We start from the raw sequence: 20,008 nt of genomic DNA on the forward strand, positions 1-20,008 counted from the left end.
CCTGCGTAAACTTGTCTGTGGAGCGCCGTGAGGCGACGCGCTTCCTTTTCGCAGAGGAAGCGAAACAAGACATTTGCGCCTCGCGGCGCTCCATGCCCCTCATTATTTTTGAGAGGCAGAACTAAAAGCCCAACCCGCCTGATGCGCGGGAACGGTTGCGCGTGGCTGTTTGAAAATTGAATCGGAGTCGCAATGAGACTCTGCTGTCGCCATACCCACGATGTCGTCCCGGCGAAGGCCGGGACCCATAACCACCGAACGTCGTGGTGATCATGGAAAGAGTGGCATGAACATTCTGCGCAGAATCGATGGCAGGAAGTTTGGGCCCCGCCTGCGCGGGGGCGAGCCGTAGAGAAATCAGGTTGTGAAAATCTAACTACTGTCTGAACTCGACTACAGAGAATTCGCCGCTGCGAATCCGGCCGGCGAGGCCCTCGACGAACTTCGCCACCGCGTCTTCGCCATAGGTGCTCACCAGTTCTGCGAACGCGGCGAACAGGCTCGCCTGCGCCAGGCAATCGCCATCGACGCCGTCGTGGCGCGCTTCCGCCCATGCCTCGTTCAGATAATTGAGGGCAGCGCGCTTCTGGTCCTGATCGGGCAGAAGATCGCGCGCGGAAGTCCAATGCGAAGGATGCGACATAAAATCAAATGGCCTGTGGAACGCGTGTCCGGTCGGACTGCACGGTTGAAACTGCACAGAGCATTAGCATGCAGGACGGAGCGGGCGAGGCAGTTCTTTAGGAAAGGTTAATGGAGCGAAGGCAAGTTAGCCCACTATTTGCTGCATTTTCGGCGGACCGCGGAAAACCGTCCCAAGAAAATTCAGTGGAAAATTCAGTTGGCGTAGCGCGCCGTCAGGTCCCGCGAGATTTTCGAGCCTTCTTCCAGGTAGCGGCGGATGGCGACATTCGCGGCAGGCGTGCAGGTGCGATAGGTCTGCTGGAACCCGTTATAGCCGCGGTTGAAGCTTGCGATCATGCGGCTGCGGCGCTCGCCGGACGGCGTCTCGGCGTCCACCAGCGCCTGCATTTCGGAGCGCCATTTCTGGCCTTCGTTGGTGCCGCAAATTCCGCGCAGGTAATGCAGCGTGCCGAGGATTTCGGCCAGCCGTTGCAGGTCGCCGTCGAACGGCGCAGCCGCGTCCTGGGCCCGGACCGAGACCGGACCAGCCACAGCGACCATCAGAAAAACCGCGAAAATCCGCTTCAGCATGAAGGCCGTCCTATGCCCGTTCAAACGGCCGGAAGCAAGGCAGGCGCATGGCGCGGCGGCTAGATTCCCAGCATGGCGCAGGCGGAGCGGATGGTGTCCTCCAGCCCGTGGGTGATCGGGAGGCCGCCCAGCGCGCCGGGCGACAGCCACTTGGCGTCGTCCAGCTCGTCGTTGAGTGCGACTTCATTCGCGATCCAGCGGGCGGCAAACGGCAGGATGACGAAATGGCCGTGGCCGCCGGTTCTGGCCGGCAGCGCCTCGCGATAGCCGATCAGGCCGGCAATCTCGATCGTCAGGCCGGTTTCCTCGCGCACTTCGCGCGCCAATGCCTCGGTCAGGCTTTCGCCGAATTCCACCCGGCCGCCGGGAAATGTGTAGACGCCCCTGGCCGGATCGCGGGCACGGCGGACCAGCAGGATCTTGCCGTCCCGGAAAATACCTGCGCTGACGGCGAGCTGCGGGCCGCTGTGGGGAATGCCGGGCACGGTCACTGCTTCATGATGAAGTCGACATCCTCGGCGTCGCTGAAGCCGCCATTGATCATCGAGCCTGCCAGCGTGACCAGCGGCTTGACCCAGCCTGCCGCCTGCTCGGCGAGAACGGCGCGGGTCTCCTCATGCTTGGCCTGCCGCATGGCGTCGCCCACCGTGGTCAGGATCGAGGTCATGGCGGAGGCGATGCTGTCGAATTCCTCGCGAACCGCGGGATCGCTCGCATCGTAAGCCTCGATGGCCAGCTCCCGGGCCTTGAAATGCGAGGCCGCGAAATGCTCGCGATAGCTCAGGGGCTGCCAGTGGAGGAAATCGTCGACGCAGTCGGGCATGTCGGGAATCATTTCAAGCAGCATGATCGCCTCGTTGAAATGATTCAGGTAATCGGTCGCGAGCCCGGTGCGGGGATTGATGTTGGCTTCGAGCAGGCGCTGGGCGCGGGTATTTGCCCCGGTGCCCTTGGGGGCGTCTGCCGGATAGCTCTCATCTTCAGCAGGGGATTTCGCTTGCGGGGCCGAATTCGACATTGCCATGGATGTTTGGGCATCCGAGGTTAAAGGGGGCTGAATATGCTTCCACTTATCTTATCATTTTCCCTCGCAAGGCCTTTTTCGAGTCTTTTCATGTGCGGGCGATACATCATTACCTCGGCGCCGGAGGCGCTGCGCCAACTGTTTGGCTACGGCGAGCAGCCCAACTTTCCGCCACGTCATAACGTCGCCCCGACCCAGCCGGTGCCGGTGGTCATTCTCGAAAGCGGCATCCGCCGATTCAAGCTGATGCGCTGGGGTTTCCTGCCGTCATGGGTGAAAGACCCGCGCAAGTTTGCGCTGGTCATCAATGCGCGGTCCGAGACCGTTCTGGAAAAGCCGTCGTTCCGCAACGCCATCAGGCGGCGGCGGTGCCTTCTGCCGGCCGACGGATATTACGAATGGCAGGCGTCGCCGCTGCGCAAACGTCCGTTCTGTATTCGCCGGCGTGACGGCCAGCCGATCGCTTTCGCGGGCGTCGCCGAGACATGGACGGGGCCCAACGGCGAGGAAGTCGACACCGTCGCCATCGTCACCACCGCGGCCGCGCCGGAAATGGCCCTGCTGCATGATCGCGTGCCGGTGGCGATCGAGCTGCGGGATTTCGATCTGTGGCTCGATGGCGATGCGGTCAGCGCGGAATTGGCGATGGGAATGATGGTCGCGCCGCCGCCGGGCACGTTCGTCTGGCATGAGGTGTCGACCGCGGTGAATCGCGTCGCCAACGACAGCCCCGATCTGATCCTGCCGTTCAGTGCGGAGGAGGCGGATGCCGAGGCGATGCTGGGGAAGAAAGCAAGAGCCGAGAGCAGGACCGCTGCGAAGCCGGCGCCGCGGTCGACGCCGCTGCCGGCAAAGCCGGACGATGGGCAGGGGTCGCTTTTCTAACGCGCGCGGCGTCAGCCCGCGGATTGTTGACCGAAGATGTTCAGCGCGGCGTATTGCAGCAGCATGATCGTCTTGGCGTCGACAATGCGGCCGTCCGCGATCATCGCGAAGGCGTCTGTAAAGGGTAGTTCAAGCGTCTCGATGTCTTCGCCCTCGTGGGCAAGGCCGCCGCCGTTGCCGATCTTCATGTCAGGCTGATACCCGGCGACGAAGAGGTAGAGCTTCTCCGTCACCGCGCCCGGACTGGTGAAGGCTTCGAAGACCTTCTGGATAGGGCCAAGGCGATAGCCGATCTCTTCTTCCGTCTCCGACCGGACACGCGCTTCCGGCTCGGCATTGTCGAGCGAGCCGGCAGGCACTTCGACCAGCAGGTCATCGTATCCGTTGGCATAGGTGGGATAGCGGAATTGGCGGATCAGAAGCACCGTTCGCTGTGCAAGATTGTAGGGCAGAATCGCAACACCGTCGCCGCGATCGAAGGTTTCGCGATGTTGTGTCTGCCAGTCGCCGCTTGAGCGCCGCCAGTCGAACGTGGTTTTGCGCAGCTTGTATTTGCCGTCGGAGAGCAGTTGGATGTTCTTGACGCGGATGCGGTCTTTCACGCTCATGCGAGGCCTTCAAGGTCTGGAATGGATTGCGGTCAGGGCGTCATCTCGCGGCCGTCGAGCCATTTTGCGTAAATGACGCGCTCCTGTTGAACGTAGTCGAGCGTTTCGTAAAATGACTGCACGCGGGTGTTGTCCGCGCGGACCAGCAACTGGAGTTTTTCGACGCCACAATCGCGCAGCCAGTTTTCGGCGGCCGTCATGATCGCGCGGCCGTAACCCGTCTTCTGATGGTCAGGATCGACCGCGACGTAGTAGACCCAGCCGCGATGGCCGTCGTGTCCGACCATGACGGTTGCGACGATGGCTTCAGCATTGCGGCCGACGAGAATTTCCGAATTGGCCTTGCCCCGCGCGCGTGCAATGTCGGCCTGCGGATCGTTCCAGGGACGCGTCAGGCCGCAGCGCTCCCACAGCGCGACGACAGCCGGAATATCGGAGTCCTCGATCACGCTGACCGCGAAATTGCTTTTCGATGTTACCGACAAATCCCTCACAGCACCTTGCCCGGATTCATGATGTTCAGCGGGTCGAGCAGATGCTTGATGGATCGCATGATGTCGAACGCGACGGGATCTTTCACGCGCGGTAGCTCATCGCGCTTCAATACGCCGATGCCGTGTTCGGCGGAGATTGATCCGCCGTGTTTTGCCACTACGGCATGCACCGCATCGTTCACGTCGTGCCACCGCGCGAGATAGGCCGCCGTGTCGGCGCCGACCGGCTGGCTGACATTGTAGTGGATATTGCCGTCGCCGAGATGGCCGAACGCGAACGGGCGCGCGCCCGGAATGAGCTTGGTGACGGCGGCGTCTGCCTCGGTCAGAAAATCCGGCACGGCGGCGACCGGCACGGAGATGTCGTGCTTGATCGAACCGCCTTCGGGCTTCTGCGCCGGTGAAATCACCTCGCGCAGCTTCCAGAATGCCGTGCGCTGATCGAGATTGGCTGCGATCACAGCGTCATGGACGATGCCTTTCTCCATGCCATCGCCAAGGATTGCCTCGATGGTGTCGCGGGCATCATCACGCGGCGAGGAGATTTCCATCAGCACGTACCACGGATGGCGCTCGGCCATCGGCGCGCGGATCGAGGGGCCGTGCTTCACGGTGAAATCGATGGCGATCTGGGGAATCAACTCGAAGCTGGTGAGGCTTCCGGCAGCGATGTTGCGGGAGATGTCCAGCAGCGTGAGCGCATCGGCGGGGGAGGTAATGGCGGCGAACGCTGTCTCGACCGAGCGCGGCTTCGGAAACATCTTCAGGGTCGCCGCGGTGATGATGCCGAGGGTGCCCTCGGCGCCGACAAAGAGATCGCGCAGGTCGTAGCCGGTGTTGTCCTTCTTCAGGCTCGACAGGCCGCGCATGATGCGCCCATCGGCCAACACCACTTCGAGCCCGAGCACGAGGTCGCGCGCGACGCCATAAGCAAGAGCCGCGATGCCTCCCGCGTTGGTGGAGAGATTGCCGCCGATGGTGCAGCTTCCTTCCGCGCCGAGCGACAGCGGAAACAGCCGGTCGGCGTCAGCAGCCTGCCGCTGTGCATTGGCGAGGATCACGCCGGCTTCGACGGTCATGGTGTTGGATCGCGTGTCGACCGCGCGAACCTTGTCGAGACGCCGCAGCGAGATCACCACCTCATTGTTATGTGGAATCTGGCCGCCGACGAGTCCGGTGTTGCCGCCCTGCGGCACCAGCGCGGTCCTTGTCTCGGTGGCGAGCTTGCAGATCGCCGCGACCTCCGCCGTCGAACCCGGACGCAGGATCAGCGGGGAGTGGCCGCTGAACAGGCCGCGCTCCTCGGTGAGGTATGGCGCGGTATCCTGCGGATCGGTGACCGCGTACTTTTCGCCGACGATGGCGGCAAAGCGCTCCAGCAATTCGGGCGACAGAACGGACGGCGGGGGTTGAACGATGTTCATGTTGTTTTTCTTTGTTGCTTTGTCAAAATCCTGACGCGGTCAGCTTCGCGGCACGGCCGCCCGGCGCAACCGGTCGTTGATGGCCTCTCCGAGTCCCTCGTCGGGAATCGTCATCACGGCGATAGCGCGGGAACCGCCAGCGTCCAGTTCACGAAGATAGCCGAAAAGATTTGCGGCGGCCTCCACCAGATCGCCGGCTTCCGACAAATTCATGACGTGGGTCTTGTCGGCACCCGAGATCATGCGAGGTCCGAACGCCAGCAGGGCTTCATCGGCTTTCACATCGCGCGCATTGAGCCGCACCGCCTTGCGCGGCGCATAGTGTGACGCGAGCATGCCCGGTGCGAGCGGATGGCTCTCGTCCGCGGCGGCTTCTTCCGGCGGCCGGGAAAGCTTTTCGCCCAGGACGCGCTCGATGTCCTCGCGCGGGAGCCCGCCGGGCCGCAATAGCATCGGAGTTTCGAAGCAGCCGACGATGGTGGATTCAACGCCGACCGAAACCGGGCCGCCGTCGACGATCAGATCGATACGGCCATCGAGGTCGCCCAGGACATGCGCCGCGATGGTGGGGGAGACATGCCCCGATATGTTGGCCGAGGGCGCGACCACGGGTTTGCCAAAGGCGCGCAGAATTTCCTGCGCCACCGGATGCGCGGGGACGCGCACGGCAATCGTTTCAAGTCCGGCTGTGGCAAGATCAGACACCGGACACTCATTCGCTTTGGACAACACCAGTGTCAGCGGTCCCGGCCAGAAGGCCTCTGCAAGCCGAAGGCTTCTGTCGTCGAAACGCGCGATGCGCTGGGCTGCCTCCAGATCGCGGACATGGGCAATAAGAGGATTGAACGCGGGCCGGCCCTTGGCCTCGTAGAGCCGGGCGACGGCCCGGGCGTTGGTGGCGTCTGCACCGAGCCCGTAGACCGTTTCGGTCGGAAACGCGACCAGCCCGCCGCCTTCGAGGCAGCGCGCGGCGGCATCCGCGGCTCCGGCGGCGGAAATAACTGCCGTATTCAGACCAAGTTTCATCGTGTGGGGCGCATCCGACGGGCGGTTTTGCTGGATCGACGCCCCTTATACAGCTTCTTGCGGTTCGCGAGAGCCGACGCTATACCGGCGCCCAAGTCGGAGTATAGCGCAGCCCGGTAGCGCACCTGCTTCGGGAGCAGGGGGTCGCAGGTTCAAATCCTGCTACTCCGACCATGATTTCAATGACTTGCTGGACGTGCCCGTTTTGCCCGTCAGATTGTCCGGATCTCTTTCGGCCAGCCAGCGAAATCCCGGCACATCGACATTAAATCAGACCGCGGTGTCCACGCGACCACGGTCACTCATGCGCCAATGGGCGGGTCTCGCGATCACATCGGATCGAGACCGAGCTTTCGGATGATTCCCGACCATTTGTCGGTTTCCGATACCATGAAACGCTTCAGGCCGGCCGGGTCGAGAAGGGTGGGTTCGGCGCCCTGCTCGGTAAACAGGGCACGGACCTTGGGATCTTTCAGGGCCTCTTCTGCCGCGGCGAACAGCTTGTCGACGATGGCCTTGTCCGTGTTTGCAGGCGCAAGCAGCGCCAGCCATGCGGAGCTTTCGTAGTTCTGCAGGCCCGCTTCGGCAGCCGTCGGCACGTCGGGGAGAGCAGTCATGCGCCTGCTGCTGGCAACAGCCAGAGCGCGCGCGTCTCCACTCTTGATCAGGCCGATCACGTTCGGCAGAAGCTGGAATCCGAGCGGCACTTGGCCGGCAATGAAGTCCGGCGTGTAACCGGCAATATTGCGATAGGGGACGTGGGTCAGTTCGGTGCCCGTGAGCTGTTCGAAATAGGCGGCGGCGAGATGCTGCGAGGAGCCGACGCCGACCGTGCCATAGTTGAGCTCCTTGGGATGTTGCTTGGCATAGTCGATCAATTCGCGCAGCGTTTTTGGCTGCAGCCTTGAATTGATCACGATGACATTCGGCAGCACGGCGAACAGGCAGATCGGCGCAAAATCTTTCTGCGGATCGTAGCCCAGCTCCTTGAAAAGAGCCTTGTTTGCAGCAAGCGGCCCAGACGTGCTCATCACGAGGGTGTAACCGTCGGGTGCCGCATGTGCGCCCGCTACCGTGCCAATGTTGCCTCCCGCGCCGGGACGGTTATCGACCACGAAGGGCTGTCCCAGGGACGCCGCCATTCGGTTCAGCAGGATACGCGTGATCACATCGCTGGCGCTGCCACCCGCGAACGGAACATAAACCTGGATTGGCCGGGTTGGATAGTTTGCGCTCTGGGCGTTGGCGGCGGTTGGCATCGCGGCGGCAAGCACAGCGGCGATCCAAAGCGACAACAGCAGCTTTCCGCGCGCGCGAATTTTGCCGGCGTGTCCGGCGGCGCGGTCCGCGAGGCTTCGAGGTTTCAATGGCGGCGGAGAATGCTCAACACGTGCAATCGATTGCCCACCCCAAGGCTGGGTTGCCGATACGTTCGCCACTCGATGCTCCTCCCGAAACTCTTTTCCCATCGCGCTTTTTCTGCGTTTGGGAGAAGCGTGTCAGGGAGGGAGCACCGCGGGCCATGCGCGCTGGCCTCAAAAACTACCAACGCGTCTCTTTTTTATGCGGTCGATTTTATGCTGAAAAGCAGGCGCGTCAGCGGCCGCCGACCTTGGTCCAGTTCTCGCCGCCGCAAATCGCGCCGAGGCACCCTTCCACCCGCAGCGTATTGGGGCCTAGCCAGGCGATGTTGCTCTCGTAGATGCCGCCATCGTCAGCGTTGTAGATGCGGCCGGTCCAGCGGCCAGGTCCGGCAGGGCGCATGCCGATGAAAAGCTGAACGCCGATCATCGGCCGGGACGCTAGCGAGGCATTGGGGTTCTTTGAATCGGTTTGCGGCCGTCCCGTTGCTGGATCGATCGCGTCGCGCAGCCAGGCGACCTTGCCGCAAAGCGTACTGCCGCACTGGCTGACCTGAATCCGTGCGTCGCCTTTCTCAGTGAGCCACAGGCCGGCGGGGGCGGCGTCATCGGCGGCATTCGCGGTGGTCCAGCCGCTCAGCAGACATGCCAGCGCTAAAAAGAGTTTCAATTTTGAATTCATCATCCGCCCGTAATCGCTGAAGTCCAACCCGAGATTCGAACCTATACGGGCCGATCCGTTATTCAAGCGGGAGGCCGCCCGGATCGTCGGGTTTTGATGAGCTGTTACTTCGCGGACACCCTACGGCAGGTCTTCCGAGATTTTGCAGCCGGAGGACCGCCGGGCCTGTATTCTGGAACCACCCGGCCCTGGCGGACGGTGAGGGCATCGCAGGCGCTGCAAATCGTGCCGTGGATGTTGCTTTCGCAACGTTCTTTGGTCCTTATACGGAAGCTTGATTCAAGCGGTTTTCTGCTGCCGAACCGGTCGATATGCACCAGCTTATTGCTGACATCACTTTTTCTATTCTGTTCGCCTGGGTGCTAGGTCTGGCCGCGCACTTTTTCCGGCAGCCCCTGATCCTTGCCTATCTGGTCGCAGGATTTCTCATCGGCCCTTTCGGCATGAAGTGGGTCAAGTCGCAGGAATCGATCAGCACGATTTCCGAGCTCGGCCTGATCTTCATGCTGTTCATGATCGGACTGGAAATCGATCTTAAAAAGATCATCCGGGCCGGCCGGGTGATCCTGATCGCCGCGAGCGGCCAGTTGATCGGCGCGTGCGTTGTCGGCGCCGCATTTTTTGTCGCCATCGGTCTGTCGCTGGGCAATGGACGCGGATTCGATGCACTTTATCTGACCATCGCCTGCGCGCTGTCGAGCACGGTTGTCATCGTCAAGGTACTCTATGAGAAGCGCGAACTCGATACGCTGCCGGGCCGCATCACGCTCGGCATCCTGGTGCTCCAGGACATTTTTGCGATCCTGTTTCTTGCGGTTCAGCCGAGCCTCGCTGATCTCCAGGTCGGCATCATCCTGCTGTCGATTGGCCGTGTTGGTCTACTGGTGGCAACCGCCATAATCCTCAGCCGCTTCGTGTTGCCGAAGATTTTCCACCGCATCGCGCGCAGCCCCGAACTGGTCATGCTCGGCGCGCTGGCGTGGTGTTTCCTGATCGGCGAGGTGGCCGAGCGGCTTCATCTGTCGCGCGAAATGGGATCGCTGGTGGCAGGCGTGTCGCTCTCGACGTTCCCCTACGCTCTCGACGTGACGGCGAAGGTCACGACGCTGCGGGATTTCTTTATCACGTTGTTCTTTGTCGCGCTGGGCATGACAATTCCCGTCCCGGATTTGTCCACCATCTGGCTGGCGCTTGTCATTGCTGCCTTCACGGTGGTTAGCCGTATCCTCACGACATTCCTGCCGCTCTACTTCATGAAGCAGGGGTTGCGCACCAGCTTGCTGCCGGCGCTCAATCTGGCGCAGATCAGCGAATTCTCGCTGGTCATCATCCAAACCGGGATCGTCGCGGGGCATATCACCCCGGAGACGTCCAACGCAGCGTCGTTCGCTTTCGTGATCCTGGCGGTTCTCAGCACGCTCGTAATCATGCGCAGCGATCCGATCAGCCGCTGGGCCGTCGGCGCGCTGAAGCGGATCGGACTTCGCGATCTTGACCACGCCCAGAACGCCGACGGGGACCATGATTCCGGCCACGGCGGGGCCCGGCGGATCGTCATTCTCGGGTTTTTCCGCGCGGCGAGCGCACTGCTGAGCGAGATCGAGCAGCAGAACAAATCGCTGCTCGACCAGATCAGCGTGGTGGACTTCAATCCCAATGTCTTCCGCACGCTCACTGCGCGCGGCATTCATGTCATCTACGGCGACATCAGCAATATCGATACCCTGCTGCATGCCGGCGTCGGCAACGCCGAGATCATCATCCTGAGCGTGCCGGATTCTCTGCTCAAGGGCGCCAATAACGAGAAGCTCGTCCGCCATGTGCGGTCGATGAATCCGGACGCGAAGATTATCTCGACGGCGGACCTGCTGGCCGACGTCAGCGACCTGTATGCGGCAGGAGCCGATTACGTGACGGTGACCCGCACCACCGATGCCGCGGAACTCTACAAGGTGATCGAGGCGGTCGACAGCGGCCTGCTCGCCGACAAGCGCGCCGACATGGATCGGCGGCTGAGCGAACGCAGGGAAGTCCTGCCCTGAGGCGCCGCCTCAAAAGGATATTTCGCCTGGAGAAACGTTTGAAACGGCTATCGCCGGGCAGATATTGGGTGCCGGATATCGGCCATGTGGAGAGGGCAGTTGCGCCCGCCCGCGCCCTGCGCCATACGGTCTGCGTCCTGTTGACAGTATGATCGCGGAGATACGGTAGCGCCATGGCCCATCCCATTCCTGAAGTTCTGAAAGCCTTTGCTGCCGGCGAAATCGTCGTGGTCACGGACGACGATGATCGTGAAGGCGAGGGCGATCTGATCGTCGCTGCCACGCTGTGCACGGCCGAGAAAATGGCATTCATTATCCGCCACACCTCGGGAATTGTTTGCGCGCCGATCACCGCCGATAACGCCCGGCGGCTGCGGCTCGATCCGATGGTCGCCCACAACGATTCAAACCACACCACCGCCTTCACGGTGTCGATCGACTACAAGCCCGGCATGACGACCGGCATTTCGGCCGAGGAGCGCACCGTATGCTGCCGGGCGCTGGCCAATCCCAACGCGGGTGCCAGCGACTTTGCGCGGCCCGGCCATATTTTCCCGCTGATTGCGCGCGACGGCGGCGTGCTGCTGCGGTCGGGACATACCGAGGCCGCGGTCGATCTCTGCAAGCTGTGCGACCTTCCGCCGGTTGGCGTCATCAGTGAATTGATGAACGACGACGGTACGGTGATGAAGGGCGAGCAGGTCGTGAAGTTCGCGGCCCAGCACAATCTCAAGCACGTCACCATCGCCGACATGATCGCATACCGCCAGGCACGCGAGAAGCTGATCGAGCGGGTCTCCACCTTCACCGTCGACAGCCCGATCGGTCCGCTTGACGGCTACGCCTATCGTTCGCCGTTCGATCCGATCTATCACGTCGCCTTTGTCTACAAAGGCGTCGGCAACGGGCAGAACGTGCTGACGCGGTTTCACAAGCCCAATATCGTCAGGGACATTTTCTTTGGATCGGGGCGCGTTCTGGCTGCGCTTGAACATTTCAAGAAGAACGGCAGCGGTGTGCTGGTCTATCTGCGTGATGGCGCTGCTGGCGTGCCGGTGGCGCCGCTCGACGACGATCATTCCGCGGAAGCGGATCGCAACCGGCAATGGCGTGAAGTTGGCGTCGGCGCGCAGATTCTGCGCGATCTCGGCGTGACCTCGATCCGCCATCTCACCTCATCGACGCACGACTACAAAGGCCTCTCCGGATTTGGCATCGAGATCGTCGCCAACGAGCCGTTTGAAGGCTAGACGTCGCGCACGCAGGAACTGGTTTTGCGCTTGCAACCTGACGCCGACGATTTATCGTGATTTTATAACAGCAGACGGAAGCTGAAAGGATTTGTCATGAGTGCCCGCCCGCAGACCAAGGACAAGCCAGCCAAGGCGACGTTTCAGTGGGATGATCCGTTCCTGCTCGACGATCAGCTGACCGAGGACGAGCGCATGATCCGCGATACCGCGCGCGCCTACGCTCAGGACAAGCTGCTGCCGCGCGTGACGCAGGCTTATCTTGAGGAGAAGACCGACCGCGAGATCTTCAACGAGATGGGCGAGCTTGGTTTGATCGGCGTCACGCTGCCGGAGGAATACGGCTGCGCCAATGCGAGCTACGTTGCCTACGGCCTGGTCGCGCGCGAGATCGAGCGTGTCGATTCCGGCTACCGCTCGATGAACAGCGTGCAATCGTCGCTGGTGATGTATCCGATCTATGCCTATGGCGACGAGACCCAGCGCAAGAAATATCTGCCCAAGCTCGCCACCGGCGAGTGGGTCGGCTGCTTCGGCTTGACAGAGCCCGATGCCGGTTCCGATCCGGACGGCATGAAGACCCGCGCCGAGAAAGTCGCCGACGGCTATCGCCTGACCGGCAGCAAGATGTGGATTTCCAACGCGCCGATCGCCGACGTGTTCGTGGTGTGGGCGAAGTCCGCTGCGCACGACAACAAGGTCCGCGGCTTCATTCTTGAGAAAGGCATGAAGGGCCTGTCCGCGCCGAAGATCGGCGGCAAGCTCTCGCTGCGTGCCTCGATTACCGGCGAAGTCGTGATGGACGGTGTCGTTGTTCCCGAGAGCGCACTGCTGCCCAACGTGTCGGGTCTGGCCGGGCCGTTCGGCTGCCTTAACCGCGCGCGCTATGGCATCTCATGGGGCGCGATGGGCGCGGCGGAAGACTGCTTTCAGCGCGCGCGGCAATACACCCTCGACCGCAAGCAGTTCGGCCGGCCGCTGGCCGCGACCCAGCTTGTGCAGAAGAAGCTCGCCGACATGGAAACCGAGATCACGCTTGGCCTGCAGGGCTCGCTGCGGGTTGGCCGCCTGATGGACGAAGGCAAGATGGCGCCGGAAATGATCTCGATCATGAAGCGCAATAATTGCGGCAAGGCGCTCGACATCGCGCGCATGGCCCGCGACATGCACGGCGGCAACGGCATTTCGAGCGAGTACCACGTGATGCGCCACGCGCAGAACCTTGAAACCGTGAACACCTACGAAGGCACCCACGACGTGCACGCGCTCATTCTCGGCCGTGCCATCACCGGCATTCAGGCGTTCTCGTAAGAACATTTTTGAGCGCGTTTTCACACAGGATTGTTCAATGGCCGGGCTTGTCCCGGCCATCCACGTCTCTACGTCACTCCTGTGATCAGAAGCAGCAACCGCAGGCATAAATCCATGAGCGTCAACGACGATATTCCGTTCAACCGGGATTTTCCGCTCGCCCCCGGTGTGGCAGACGAGGTCGTTCCCGGCGTGCGGCGGGTGTTGTGCAACAACCCGAGCCCGTTCACGTTTACCGGAACGGTGAGCTATATCGTCGGCACCGGCAAAGTCGCCATCATCGATCCGGGTCCGGCGGATGAAGTTCACGCGCAAGCGCTGCTCGATGCGGTGCGCGGCGAAACCGTCACCCACATTCTTCTGACGCACACTCACCGCGATCATTCGCCCGGTACGGCGCGGATCAAGGCGGCAACCGGCGCGACGGTTTATGCCGAAGGACTGCACCGCGCCTCACGCCCGGCCTATGCCAGCGAGACGCGCACCACCGAGTCCGGCGGCGACTGGGATTTTCGTCCCGACGTCACGCTGAAGGACGGCGACATCATCGAGGGGCAGGGCTGGCGGCTTGAAACAGTCGCAACGCCTGGACACACCGCCAACCACATTGCGTTTGCCTGGCCCGAGCGCAAACTGATGTTCATCGGCGATCATGTCATGGGCTGGTCGACATCCATTGTGGCGCCGCCCGACGGATCGATGGTCGATTACATGGCCTCGCTCGAAAAACTGACGCAGCGTGATGAGCAGCTATATTTCTCAGGGCACGGTCCGGAAATTCCCGACGCGGTGCGGTTCGTGAAGTTCCTGATCCGCCATCGCAAGGCGCGCGAGGCGTCGATCCTGCACCGGCTCGCCAAGGGCGAGGCGGACATTCCCACCATCGTGCGCGCGAGCTATATCGGCATCGATCCGCGGTTGGTGAGCGCTGCCGGTTATTCGGTGCTGGCGCACCTCGAAGATCTCGTCACGCGTGATGTCGTGGCGACGGACGGCGATCCGACCATCGACGGCATCTATCGTTTGGTAGGACCCTTGGCCTGAGGCTTGGCTGGGGTGATGAGCTTCTTCACCGGCCGGGCATTGTCGACCGCCTCATTGAGTTCTTCCGCAAACTTTGTAATTCGGGCGGCGTTGGTGCCGAGGTCGTGCTCGAAGTAACGCGACGATGAGCGAAGATCGACACGCGCGCTGTCGCCGTCCGGTGCGATCCGGATCGCGACATCTTCACGGAAACCCATGATAGGCGTTCGTGCCACCGCTTCGATGCGGCCGATGCGCTGGGGCGGCTGCGGCGGACGTTCGTCGATCACCAGCCACTTGTGCCGGTTCACGAGGCGCAGCGCCATTTCATAGGCGGTCTGGACCGGGACATCGATGCTGACCGGCTCGATGTCGGGATAGGCGATGCGCTGTTGCTCGGCGGAATAGAGACCGGCGTAGACGGCCGGGTTGGCGCCGTCGCCCGCACGCAGCCGTGCCAGCGCCTCGAATCGCGGCGGATCGATCGGGTCTGTGGTGATGTCGTGGATGGCAGGCAGTTTGCGATACTGAAACGCCAGATAGGACGGATAGGCCAGGATCGCTGCGTCGATCAGAAAGGCCAGCAGAATGCGGGTCATGCCGCGTGAGCCGTTCTGCCAGATCGCGGCAAACCCCGCGAGGCCGACCAGGATCGACAGGCCCGCGCACGCCAGCGCACCGAAGAAGGTCGCCAACGCCGGCTTGAAATCGAGAAATCCGAACCGGACGATCACGACCGACACGACCGTTGCGACCAGCGAGAACACCGCAAGGCGGCGTGACCACGACGCGAGAGCGGAGAGGGGCTCCATTTGGTAAGCGGCAGCAATCCGGCGGGCCATGTGTTGCGAATCCGTTCCTGCGCCGGCTGAAAGGGCGTGCCGGTCACCTAGCGCATTTCCGGGGCGGCTGTGAAGCAGGTCGCATCGGATTATGGCCAAATACGAAAATGCCCGGCCAGAGGCCGGGCATCAGTTCGATGGATGTCTTGCTCTCCGGCTGCGGCGATCAGGCCGCCGCGGTCGGGAACGCGTAGTTCTTGAACTGATCCCGCAGCGCGGTTTTCAGAATCTTGCCCGTGGCGGTGTGCGGGATGGCTTCGACGAACTGCACATCGTCCGGCATCCACCACTTCGCGATCTTGCCGTCCATGTACTGGAGGATTTCCTCGCGGCTGGCCTTCTGCTCGGGCTTGAGCTGCACGATCAGCAGCGGGCGTTCGTCCCACTTCGGATGGTGGACGCCGATCACCGCGGCTTCCAGCACCTTCGGATGGCCGACCGCAAGGTTTTCAAGATCGATCGATGATATCCATTCGCCGCCGGACTTGATGACGTCCTTGGAGCGGTCGGTGATCCGCATGTAGCCGTCGGCGTCGATGGTGGCGACGTCGCCGGTGTCGAAGAAGCCGCTGTCGTCGAGGATGTTGGTGTCCACGCGATAGTAGGCTTTCGAGACGGACGGGCCGCTCACCTTGAGGCGTCCGAAGGTCTTGCCGTCCCACGGCAGCGGCTTGCCCGCGTCGTCGGTGATCTTCATCTGCACGCCGAACGGCGGATAGCCCTGCGTTTGCAGGATATCGAGGGCGGCCTCGCCGGTGAGTGTTGCGAACGGCGGCTTGAGCGCGCCGACGGTGCCGATTGGGCTCATCTCCGTCATGCCCCAGGCGTGGCGAACCTCGACACCCATATCGACGAATGCCTTGATCATGGAGCGCGGCATCGCCGAACCGCCGCAGATCAGAACCTTCAGATCGGGCAGCGATTTCTTCTCAGCTGCCATATGCTGCAGCAGCATCAGCCAGACCGTCGGCACGCCGGCGGTATAGGTCACCTTCTCGGTGGAGAGCAGTTCATAGACTGACGCGCCATCGAGCTTGGCGCCGGGCATCACCAGCTTGGTGCCCATGCTTGGTGCCGAGAATGCGATGCCCCAGCTATTGGCGTGGAACAGCGGAACCACCGGCAGCATGGTGTCGCTGGCGCGGGTGCCGAGCGCGTCGGTGTTGTTGGCCATCAGCGCGTGGAGAACGTTGGAGCGGTGCGAGTAGAGCACGCCCTTCGGATCGCCCGTGGTGCCCGAGGTGTAGCACATCGCGGCTGCGGTATTTTCGTCGAACTCCTTCCACTGGAAGTTGCCGTCGGCTTCCCCGATCCATTCTTCATAGGAGATCACGTTCTTCAGCGTGGTCTGCGGCATGTGCGCCTTGTCCGTGAACACGACATAGCGCTCGATGGACGGCATCTTGTCCGCGATTTTTTCCAGCAGCGGAACGAAGGTAAGATCCGTCATCATGATGCGGTCCTGCGCATGATTGACGATCCAGACGATCTGGTCCGGGAACAGGCGCGGATTGACGGTATGGCAGATGGCGCCGATGCCCATGATGCCGTACCAGGCTTCAAGATGGCGCCAGGTGTTCCATGCGATGGTGGCGACGCGGTCGCCGAGCTTGATGCCGTGGCGGTCGAGCTGTTGGCCCACTTTCAGGGCGCGTGCACGAATTTCGGCGTAATTGGTGCGATGAATAGGCCCTTCGACCGATCGCGTCACGACCTCCTGCTTGCCGTGAATCGCCGCTGCGTGATCGATAATCCGATGACACAACAAGGGCCAATTTTGCATCAAACCCAGCATCCGGTATTCCCTCCTGAAGATATTCTTTTGTTGGTGATCGGTGCTCCCCGAAGGGATCGGAATGAACTTTAGCGCGGACCGCGCGGCCCGCAAATGGCCTTCTGACTGGCATGCCAGACGCTGGCTGCCGATAGCCGCTGTTACGGTGTTGGCGCTAGTCCTTACCTGTGCGGTTTCGGCGCAGGCAAGCAATAAAGTGCCGCTGCCGCGACCTCGGCCGGCTGAAGCGCCTGCCGCCGAGCGTCCACAGCCGGAGCCGGACGTCATTTCTGATGGAGCCGCCCGCCCGCCTGAGCCTGCAGAAGCCAGGGCGCCGGAGCTCTCGGTATGCAGGCGGGCCCTGACCGAAAGCATCGCGATCGCGCCGTCGATTCCGCCGATCAAGGGCCCCGGTGGATGCGGTGGCGAGGATCTGGTGCGCCTGGAGGCGATCGTCCTGTCGCCCACCCAGCGGGTGACGCTGAAGCCTGCAGCAGTCCTGCGCTGTACAATGGCCGCCGCCGTCGCCGACTGGATCCGCACCGACATGGCACCGCTGGCGGCGAGCCTCGGCACCACCATCAGCGAGCTCGATAATTTCGATTCATTCGAATGCCGGGGCCGCAACCGCGTAAAGGGCGCGAAGATGTCGGAGCACGGCCTTGCCAATGCGCTCGATGTCCGTGGCATGACCTTGGCCAACGGCGCCACGCTGTCGCTGACCGATCGCGCCATGTCCCGCGAGACCCGCGAGAAGGTGCTGGCTTCGGTCTGCAGGCGGTTCACCACCGTCCTCGGACCGGGATCGGACTGGTATCACGAGGACCATATCCATCTCGACCTTGCCCAGCGGCGCAACGACTACAAGCTCTGCCAGTGGGGTATTTACGATCCGCTCCCCAAGGTGGCACCCCTGATGCCTGCGGAGCGGCCGGAAGATGCGCCGCCGCGGCAGACTGAGGAGGAGAAGGCCGCCTCCGAAAAGGCGGCTCGATAACGCAGCGGAAAAATAAAAAGCGCCGGACCAGCCGGCGCTTTTGATCAGGTTCGATTGCTGTGGGGGATCAGAACGGTCCCGTTCCGCCGCCGCCTTGCAACGCCATCTTCGAATTGACCGGCGAGTCGCCCTGCTTCGGATCGAGCACGACGACGACCGTTCCCTGCTTGGCGCGGCTGTAGAGATCGATGACGTCTTCGTTGGTCATGCGGATGCAGCCCGACGAAATCGACGCGCCGATATACTCCGGCTGGTTGGTGCCGTGGATGCGGAACAAGGTGTCCTTGTTGCCCTGATACAGATAGAGCGCGCGCGCGCCGAGCGGATTGTCCGGACCGCCGGGGACCGACTGCGGAAGGCCTTCGATACGCTTGTGAATGTCCGCGGTCGGTGTCCACTTCGGCCATTCCTGCATGTTGCCGACGCGGGCGATACCGGAGAACGCCAGCGCTTCTTCGCCGACGGTGATGCCGTAGCGGATCGCCTTGCCGCCCTCGAGCACGTAATAAAGATAGTGGTTGTCGGAATCGACGACGATCGAGCCCGGCGTTTCCTTGCGGTGATAGCTGACGATCGCGCGCCGGAACGGTGCTGCAACCTCGACCTTGTCGTAGCGCGCCTTGGACAGCAGCTCCTTGTCTCGCGGCTTCAGGCTCGCCTCGGGAGATTTCTCATAGGTGGTCGATGTCGCCTGCATGCAGCCGGCAAGCGAAAGACCTGCGAGAACGACGATGATTTTTGAACCGAACGAGGACATTCCGAAGTTCCAAATAGGGCGCTGGGCGTGTCACACGCCAAAAACTAGCCGGAAGATGCTTCCGATTCCGTTACCTCCTATTTGCGCTGAAATCGGCTCTATTTCCAGCATTTCGATGCTGATTTTGCCATGCAGCATCCCACCTGTGGCATTTGCGCCTCAGGGGCCGGAGGCATCGGAGACCTGATGCCTAAATGTTCAGCCGGACGCTGGTGGTCAGGCTGTCGATCGATCGTCTAAAACGATCCTCCGCCGCCGCCCTGGAGCGCCATCTTGGAGTTAAACGGGGAATCTCCCTGTTTGGGATCGAGCACAACCACCACGGTCCCCATCTTGACCTTGCCGTAGAGGTCGATGACGTCTTCGTTGGTCATGCGGATGCAGCCCGAGGAAATTGACGCGCCGATATATTCCGGCTGGTTGGTGCCGTGGATCCGAAACAGGGTGTCCTTGCCGCCCGAATAAAGGTAGATCGCCCGCGATCCCATCGGATTGTCCGGGCCGCCCTTGACGAAAGTCGGCACGCCGAGCCGCGAAATCTCGCTCTTGGTCGGATGCCAGTCCGGCCATTCGGTCATCGCGCCGACCTTGGCGATGCCCGACCAAGCCATGGCCTCTTCGCCGACGGTGATGCCGTAGCGGATCGCCTTGCCGCCCTCGAGCACGTAGTAAAGATAGTGGTTATCGGAATCGACGACGATCGAACCTGGCAGCTCCTTGCGGTGATAGTCGACGATGGCCCGCCGGAACGGTGCCGAAACCGGGACCTTGTCGTAGCTGACCTTGGCCAGCAGCTCCTTGTCGCGCGGCTTCAGCGCGGTGTCCGAAGCGGCTTCGTAGGTGGTTTGCATGCAGCTGGCCAGCATCAGTCCGGCGGCGAGCAGGGCGAGTTTCGAGGCGAGGGACGACATCAGGGCTTCCGATCTCTGAACGGCGCGTCACTCAGTCACATGGCATTTGTGGCCGACTTCTGTTTAGCGCCAGTCTATATTCGCGATACCCGTCTGCAATTCCAGTCATTCTCCGGTGATTGCGTCATATGATCCCCGGACTGTGGCTTTGACGCCGCACCGCCGGATGGCAACCGCCACGGCCGGGACCAGCCATTCGGACCTGTTTGTTTCCTGCGGCGTTAAGGGGGTGTCTCGCTTGTCCTCCGATGTCCCGCGCAACCTTCATGACAGTTGAATGTCACGCCGTTGTCGCGGAATGCTCGCGAGGCAACAGAAAGATTTGCGCTTTGAGACCGGATGGACGACACGTTGTTCGAGAAAGAGATTCCGGGAGTCGCTT

At 62.1% G+C, this 20,008-nt stretch carries 20 protein-coding genes and 1 tRNA gene; 7 read left to right on the plus strand and 14 right to left on the minus strand.

Annotated elements, in window-relative coordinates:
• Positions 1-376: 376 nt before the first annotated feature.
• From LVY71_RS22640 to LVY71_RS22655, 4 genes are all read right to left on the minus strand, one after another.
• The gene (locus tag LVY71_RS22640; protein WP_235102211.1) at positions 377-643 is read right to left on the minus strand and encodes a hypothetical protein; all 267 of its coding nucleotides are present in this window, start codon (positions 641-643) and stop codon (positions 377-379) included.
• Positions 644-837: 194 nt separating this feature from the next.
• A complete protein-coding gene (locus LVY71_RS22645; protein WP_235102212.1) occupies positions 838-1,215 on the minus strand; it encodes a TIGR02301 family protein in 378 nt (125 codons plus the stop codon).
• Positions 1,216-1,274: 59 nt separating this feature from the next.
• A complete protein-coding gene (locus LVY71_RS22650) occupies positions 1,275-1,700 on the minus strand; it encodes an NUDIX hydrolase (RefSeq protein WP_235102213.1) in 426 nt (141 codons plus the stop codon).
• 2 nt (positions 1,701-1,702) lie between these two features.
• Positions 1,703-2,233: a hypothetical protein gene (locus LVY71_RS22655; protein ID WP_502797620.1), complete on the minus strand. Its 531-nt coding sequence runs from the start codon at positions 2,231-2,233 to the stop codon at positions 1,703-1,705.
• Between the two features lie 96 nt (positions 2,234-2,329).
• On the opposite strand from LVY71_RS22655, the gene LVY71_RS22660 reads away from it, so the two are divergent.
• Positions 2,330-3,124 (plus strand): SOS response-associated peptidase, encoded by a 795-nt coding sequence (locus LVY71_RS22660; protein ID WP_235102215.1) that lies wholly within the window; start codon positions 2,330-2,332, stop codon positions 3,122-3,124.
• A gap of 11 nt (positions 3,125-3,135) precedes the next feature.
• Here the strand turns inward: LVY71_RS22660 and LVY71_RS22665 are convergent, their stop codons facing one another.
• From LVY71_RS22665 to LVY71_RS22680, 4 genes are read right to left on the minus strand one after another with little or no spacing between them, the layout of a single operon-like run.
• On the minus strand, positions 3,136-3,732 hold the full coding sequence (locus LVY71_RS22665) for an NUDIX domain-containing protein (protein ID WP_235102216.1): 597 nt from the start codon (positions 3,730-3,732) through the stop codon (positions 3,136-3,138).
• 32 nt (positions 3,733-3,764) lie between these two features.
• Positions 3,765-4,226, minus strand: a complete 462-nt coding sequence (locus LVY71_RS22670) for a GNAT family acetyltransferase (RefSeq protein ID WP_235102217.1) — start codon at positions 4,224-4,226, stop codon at positions 3,765-3,767.
• A complete protein-coding gene (locus LVY71_RS22675; protein WP_235102218.1) occupies positions 4,223-5,650 on the minus strand; it encodes an FAD-binding oxidoreductase in 1,428 nt (475 codons plus the stop codon). The genes LVY71_RS22670 and LVY71_RS22675 overlap by 4 nt, the downstream gene beginning before the upstream one ends.
• Before the next feature lie 39 nt (positions 5,651-5,689).
• Entirely contained in the window at positions 5,690-6,676 is a 987-nt protein-coding gene (locus LVY71_RS22680; protein ID WP_235102219.1) for an L-threonylcarbamoyladenylate synthase, read from the minus strand.
• Positions 6,677-6,773: 97 nt separating this feature from the next.
• Between LVY71_RS22680 and LVY71_RS22685 the strand changes: the two genes are divergently transcribed.
• Positions 6,774-6,850: transfer RNA gene (locus LVY71_RS22685), tRNA-Pro, on the plus strand.
• A 155-nt stretch (positions 6,851-7,005) separates the two neighbouring features.
• Here the strand turns inward: LVY71_RS22685 and LVY71_RS22690 are convergent.
• Complete coding sequence (locus LVY71_RS22690) at positions 7,006-8,115, minus strand: Bug family tripartite tricarboxylate transporter substrate binding protein (protein ID WP_235102220.1); 1,110 nt, start codon at positions 8,113-8,115, stop codon at positions 7,006-7,008.
• A gap of 157 nt (positions 8,116-8,272) precedes the next feature.
• Positions 8,273-8,719 carry a DUF2147 domain-containing protein gene (locus LVY71_RS22695; protein ID WP_235102221.1) on the minus strand — a complete coding sequence of 149 codons (447 nt, stop codon included), beginning with the start codon at positions 8,717-8,719 and terminating at the stop codon, positions 8,273-8,275.
• Between the two features lie 311 nt (positions 8,720-9,030).
• On the opposite strand from LVY71_RS22695, the gene LVY71_RS22700 reads away from it, so the two are divergent.
• The 4 genes from LVY71_RS22700 (at position 9,031) to LVY71_RS22715 (ending at position 14,366) form a co-directional block, all read left to right on the plus strand.
• On the plus strand, positions 9,031-10,761 hold the full coding sequence (locus tag LVY71_RS22700) for a cation:proton antiporter (protein ID WP_235102222.1): 1,731 nt from the start codon (positions 9,031-9,033) through the stop codon (positions 10,759-10,761).
• Positions 10,762-10,934: 173 nt separating this feature from the next.
• The gene (gene ribB / locus LVY71_RS22705) at positions 10,935-12,011 is read left to right on the plus strand and encodes a 3,4-dihydroxy-2-butanone-4-phosphate synthase (protein WP_235102223.1); all 1,077 of its coding nucleotides are present in this window, start codon (positions 10,935-10,937) and stop codon (positions 12,009-12,011) included.
• A 96-nt stretch (positions 12,012-12,107) separates the two neighbouring features.
• The gene (locus tag LVY71_RS22710; RefSeq protein WP_235102224.1) at positions 12,108-13,322 is read left to right on the plus strand and encodes an acyl-CoA dehydrogenase; all 1,215 of its coding nucleotides are present in this window, start codon (positions 12,108-12,110) and stop codon (positions 13,320-13,322) included.
• A gap of 114 nt (positions 13,323-13,436) precedes the next feature.
• A complete protein-coding gene (locus LVY71_RS22715) occupies positions 13,437-14,366 on the plus strand; it encodes an MBL fold metallo-hydrolase (RefSeq protein ID WP_235102225.1) in 930 nt (309 codons plus the stop codon).
• On the opposite strand, the gene LVY71_RS22720 is transcribed toward LVY71_RS22715, so the two are convergent.
• Complete coding sequence (locus LVY71_RS22720; protein WP_235102226.1) at positions 14,339-15,187, minus strand: DUF1499 domain-containing protein; 849 nt, start codon at positions 15,185-15,187, stop codon at positions 14,339-14,341. The genes LVY71_RS22715 and LVY71_RS22720 overlap by 28 nt on opposite strands.
• A gap of 166 nt (positions 15,188-15,353) precedes the next feature.
• Positions 15,354-16,982, minus strand: a complete 1,629-nt coding sequence (locus LVY71_RS22725; protein WP_235102227.1) for a fatty-acid--CoA ligase — start codon at positions 16,980-16,982, stop codon at positions 15,354-15,356.
• Positions 16,983-17,043: 61 nt separating this feature from the next.
• Here LVY71_RS22725 and LVY71_RS22730 point away from each other — a divergent pair, with 61 nt between their 5' ends.
• Positions 17,044-17,958 (plus strand): extensin-like domain-containing protein, encoded by a 915-nt coding sequence (locus LVY71_RS22730; protein WP_235102228.1) that lies wholly within the window; start codon positions 17,044-17,046, stop codon positions 17,956-17,958.
• 67 nt (positions 17,959-18,025) lie between these two features.
• Here LVY71_RS22730 and LVY71_RS22735 read toward each other — a convergent pair whose 3' ends face one another.
• Together LVY71_RS22735 and LVY71_RS22740 are read right to left on the minus strand one after the other, a co-directional pair.
• A complete protein-coding gene (locus tag LVY71_RS22735; RefSeq protein ID WP_235102229.1) occupies positions 18,026-18,715 on the minus strand; it encodes a L,D-transpeptidase in 690 nt (229 codons plus the stop codon).
• Between the two features lie 236 nt (positions 18,716-18,951).
• Positions 18,952-19,626: a L,D-transpeptidase gene (locus tag LVY71_RS22740; RefSeq protein WP_235102230.1), complete on the minus strand. Its 675-nt coding sequence runs from the start codon at positions 19,624-19,626 to the stop codon at positions 18,952-18,954.
• Positions 19,627-20,008 lie beyond the last annotated feature (382 nt).

The sequence above is a fragment of the Bradyrhizobium sp. G127 genome (genome assembly GCF_021502575.1).
Taxonomy (GTDB): domain Bacteria; phylum Pseudomonadota; class Alphaproteobacteria; order Rhizobiales; family Xanthobacteraceae; genus Afipia.

Coding starts and splice junctions, on each gene's coding strand:
- LVY71_RS22655 (WP_502797620.1), bottom strand. CDS start 2,233: ATGTCGAATTCGGCCCCGCAAGCGAAATCCCCTGCTGAAGATGAGAGC.
- LVY71_RS22645 (WP_235102212.1), bottom strand. CDS start 1,215: ATGCTGAAGCGGATTTTCGCGGTTTTTCTGATGGTCGCTGTGGCTGGT.
- LVY71_RS22710 (WP_235102224.1), top strand. CDS start 12,108: ATGAGTGCCCGCCCGCAGACCAAGGACAAGCCAGCCAAGGCGACGTTT.
- LVY71_RS22680 (WP_235102219.1), bottom strand. CDS start 6,676: ATGAAACTTGGTCTGAATACGGCAGTTATTTCCGCCGCCGGAGCCGCG.
- LVY71_RS22715 (WP_235102225.1), top strand. CDS start 13,437: ATGAGCGTCAACGACGATATTCCGTTCAACCGGGATTTTCCGCTCGCC.
- LVY71_RS22665 (WP_235102216.1), bottom strand. CDS start 3,732: ATGAGCGTGAAAGACCGCATCCGCGTCAAGAACATCCAACTGCTCTCC.
- LVY71_RS22660 (WP_235102215.1), top strand. CDS start 2,330: ATGTGCGGGCGATACATCATTACCTCGGCGCCGGAGGCGCTGCGCCAA.
- LVY71_RS22695 (WP_235102221.1), bottom strand. CDS start 8,719: ATGAATTCAAAATTGAAACTCTTTTTAGCGCTGGCATGTCTGCTGAGC.
- LVY71_RS22700 (WP_235102222.1), top strand. CDS start 9,031: ATGCACCAGCTTATTGCTGACATCACTTTTTCTATTCTGTTCGCCTGG.
- LVY71_RS22730 (WP_235102228.1), top strand. CDS start 17,044: ATGAACTTTAGCGCGGACCGCGCGGCCCGCAAATGGCCTTCTGACTGG.
- LVY71_RS22735 (WP_235102229.1), bottom strand. CDS start 18,715: ATGTCCTCGTTCGGTTCAAAAATCATCGTCGTTCTCGCAGGTCTTTCG.
- LVY71_RS22675 (WP_235102218.1), bottom strand. CDS start 5,650: ATGAACATCGTTCAACCCCCGCCGTCCGTTCTGTCGCCCGAATTGCTG.
- LVY71_RS22720 (WP_235102226.1), bottom strand. CDS start 15,187: ATGGCCCGCCGGATTGCTGCCGCTTACCAAATGGAGCCCCTCTCCGCT.
- LVY71_RS22725 (WP_235102227.1), bottom strand. CDS start 16,982: ATGCTGGGTTTGATGCAAAATTGGCCCTTGTTGTGTCATCGGATTATC.
- LVY71_RS22640 (WP_235102211.1), bottom strand. CDS start 643: ATGTCGCATCCTTCGCATTGGACTTCCGCGCGCGATCTTCTGCCCGAT.
- ribB (WP_235102223.1), top strand. CDS start 10,935: ATGGCCCATCCCATTCCTGAAGTTCTGAAAGCCTTTGCTGCCGGCGAA.
- LVY71_RS22740 (WP_235102230.1), bottom strand. CDS start 19,626: ATGTCGTCCCTCGCCTCGAAACTCGCCCTGCTCGCCGCCGGACTGATG.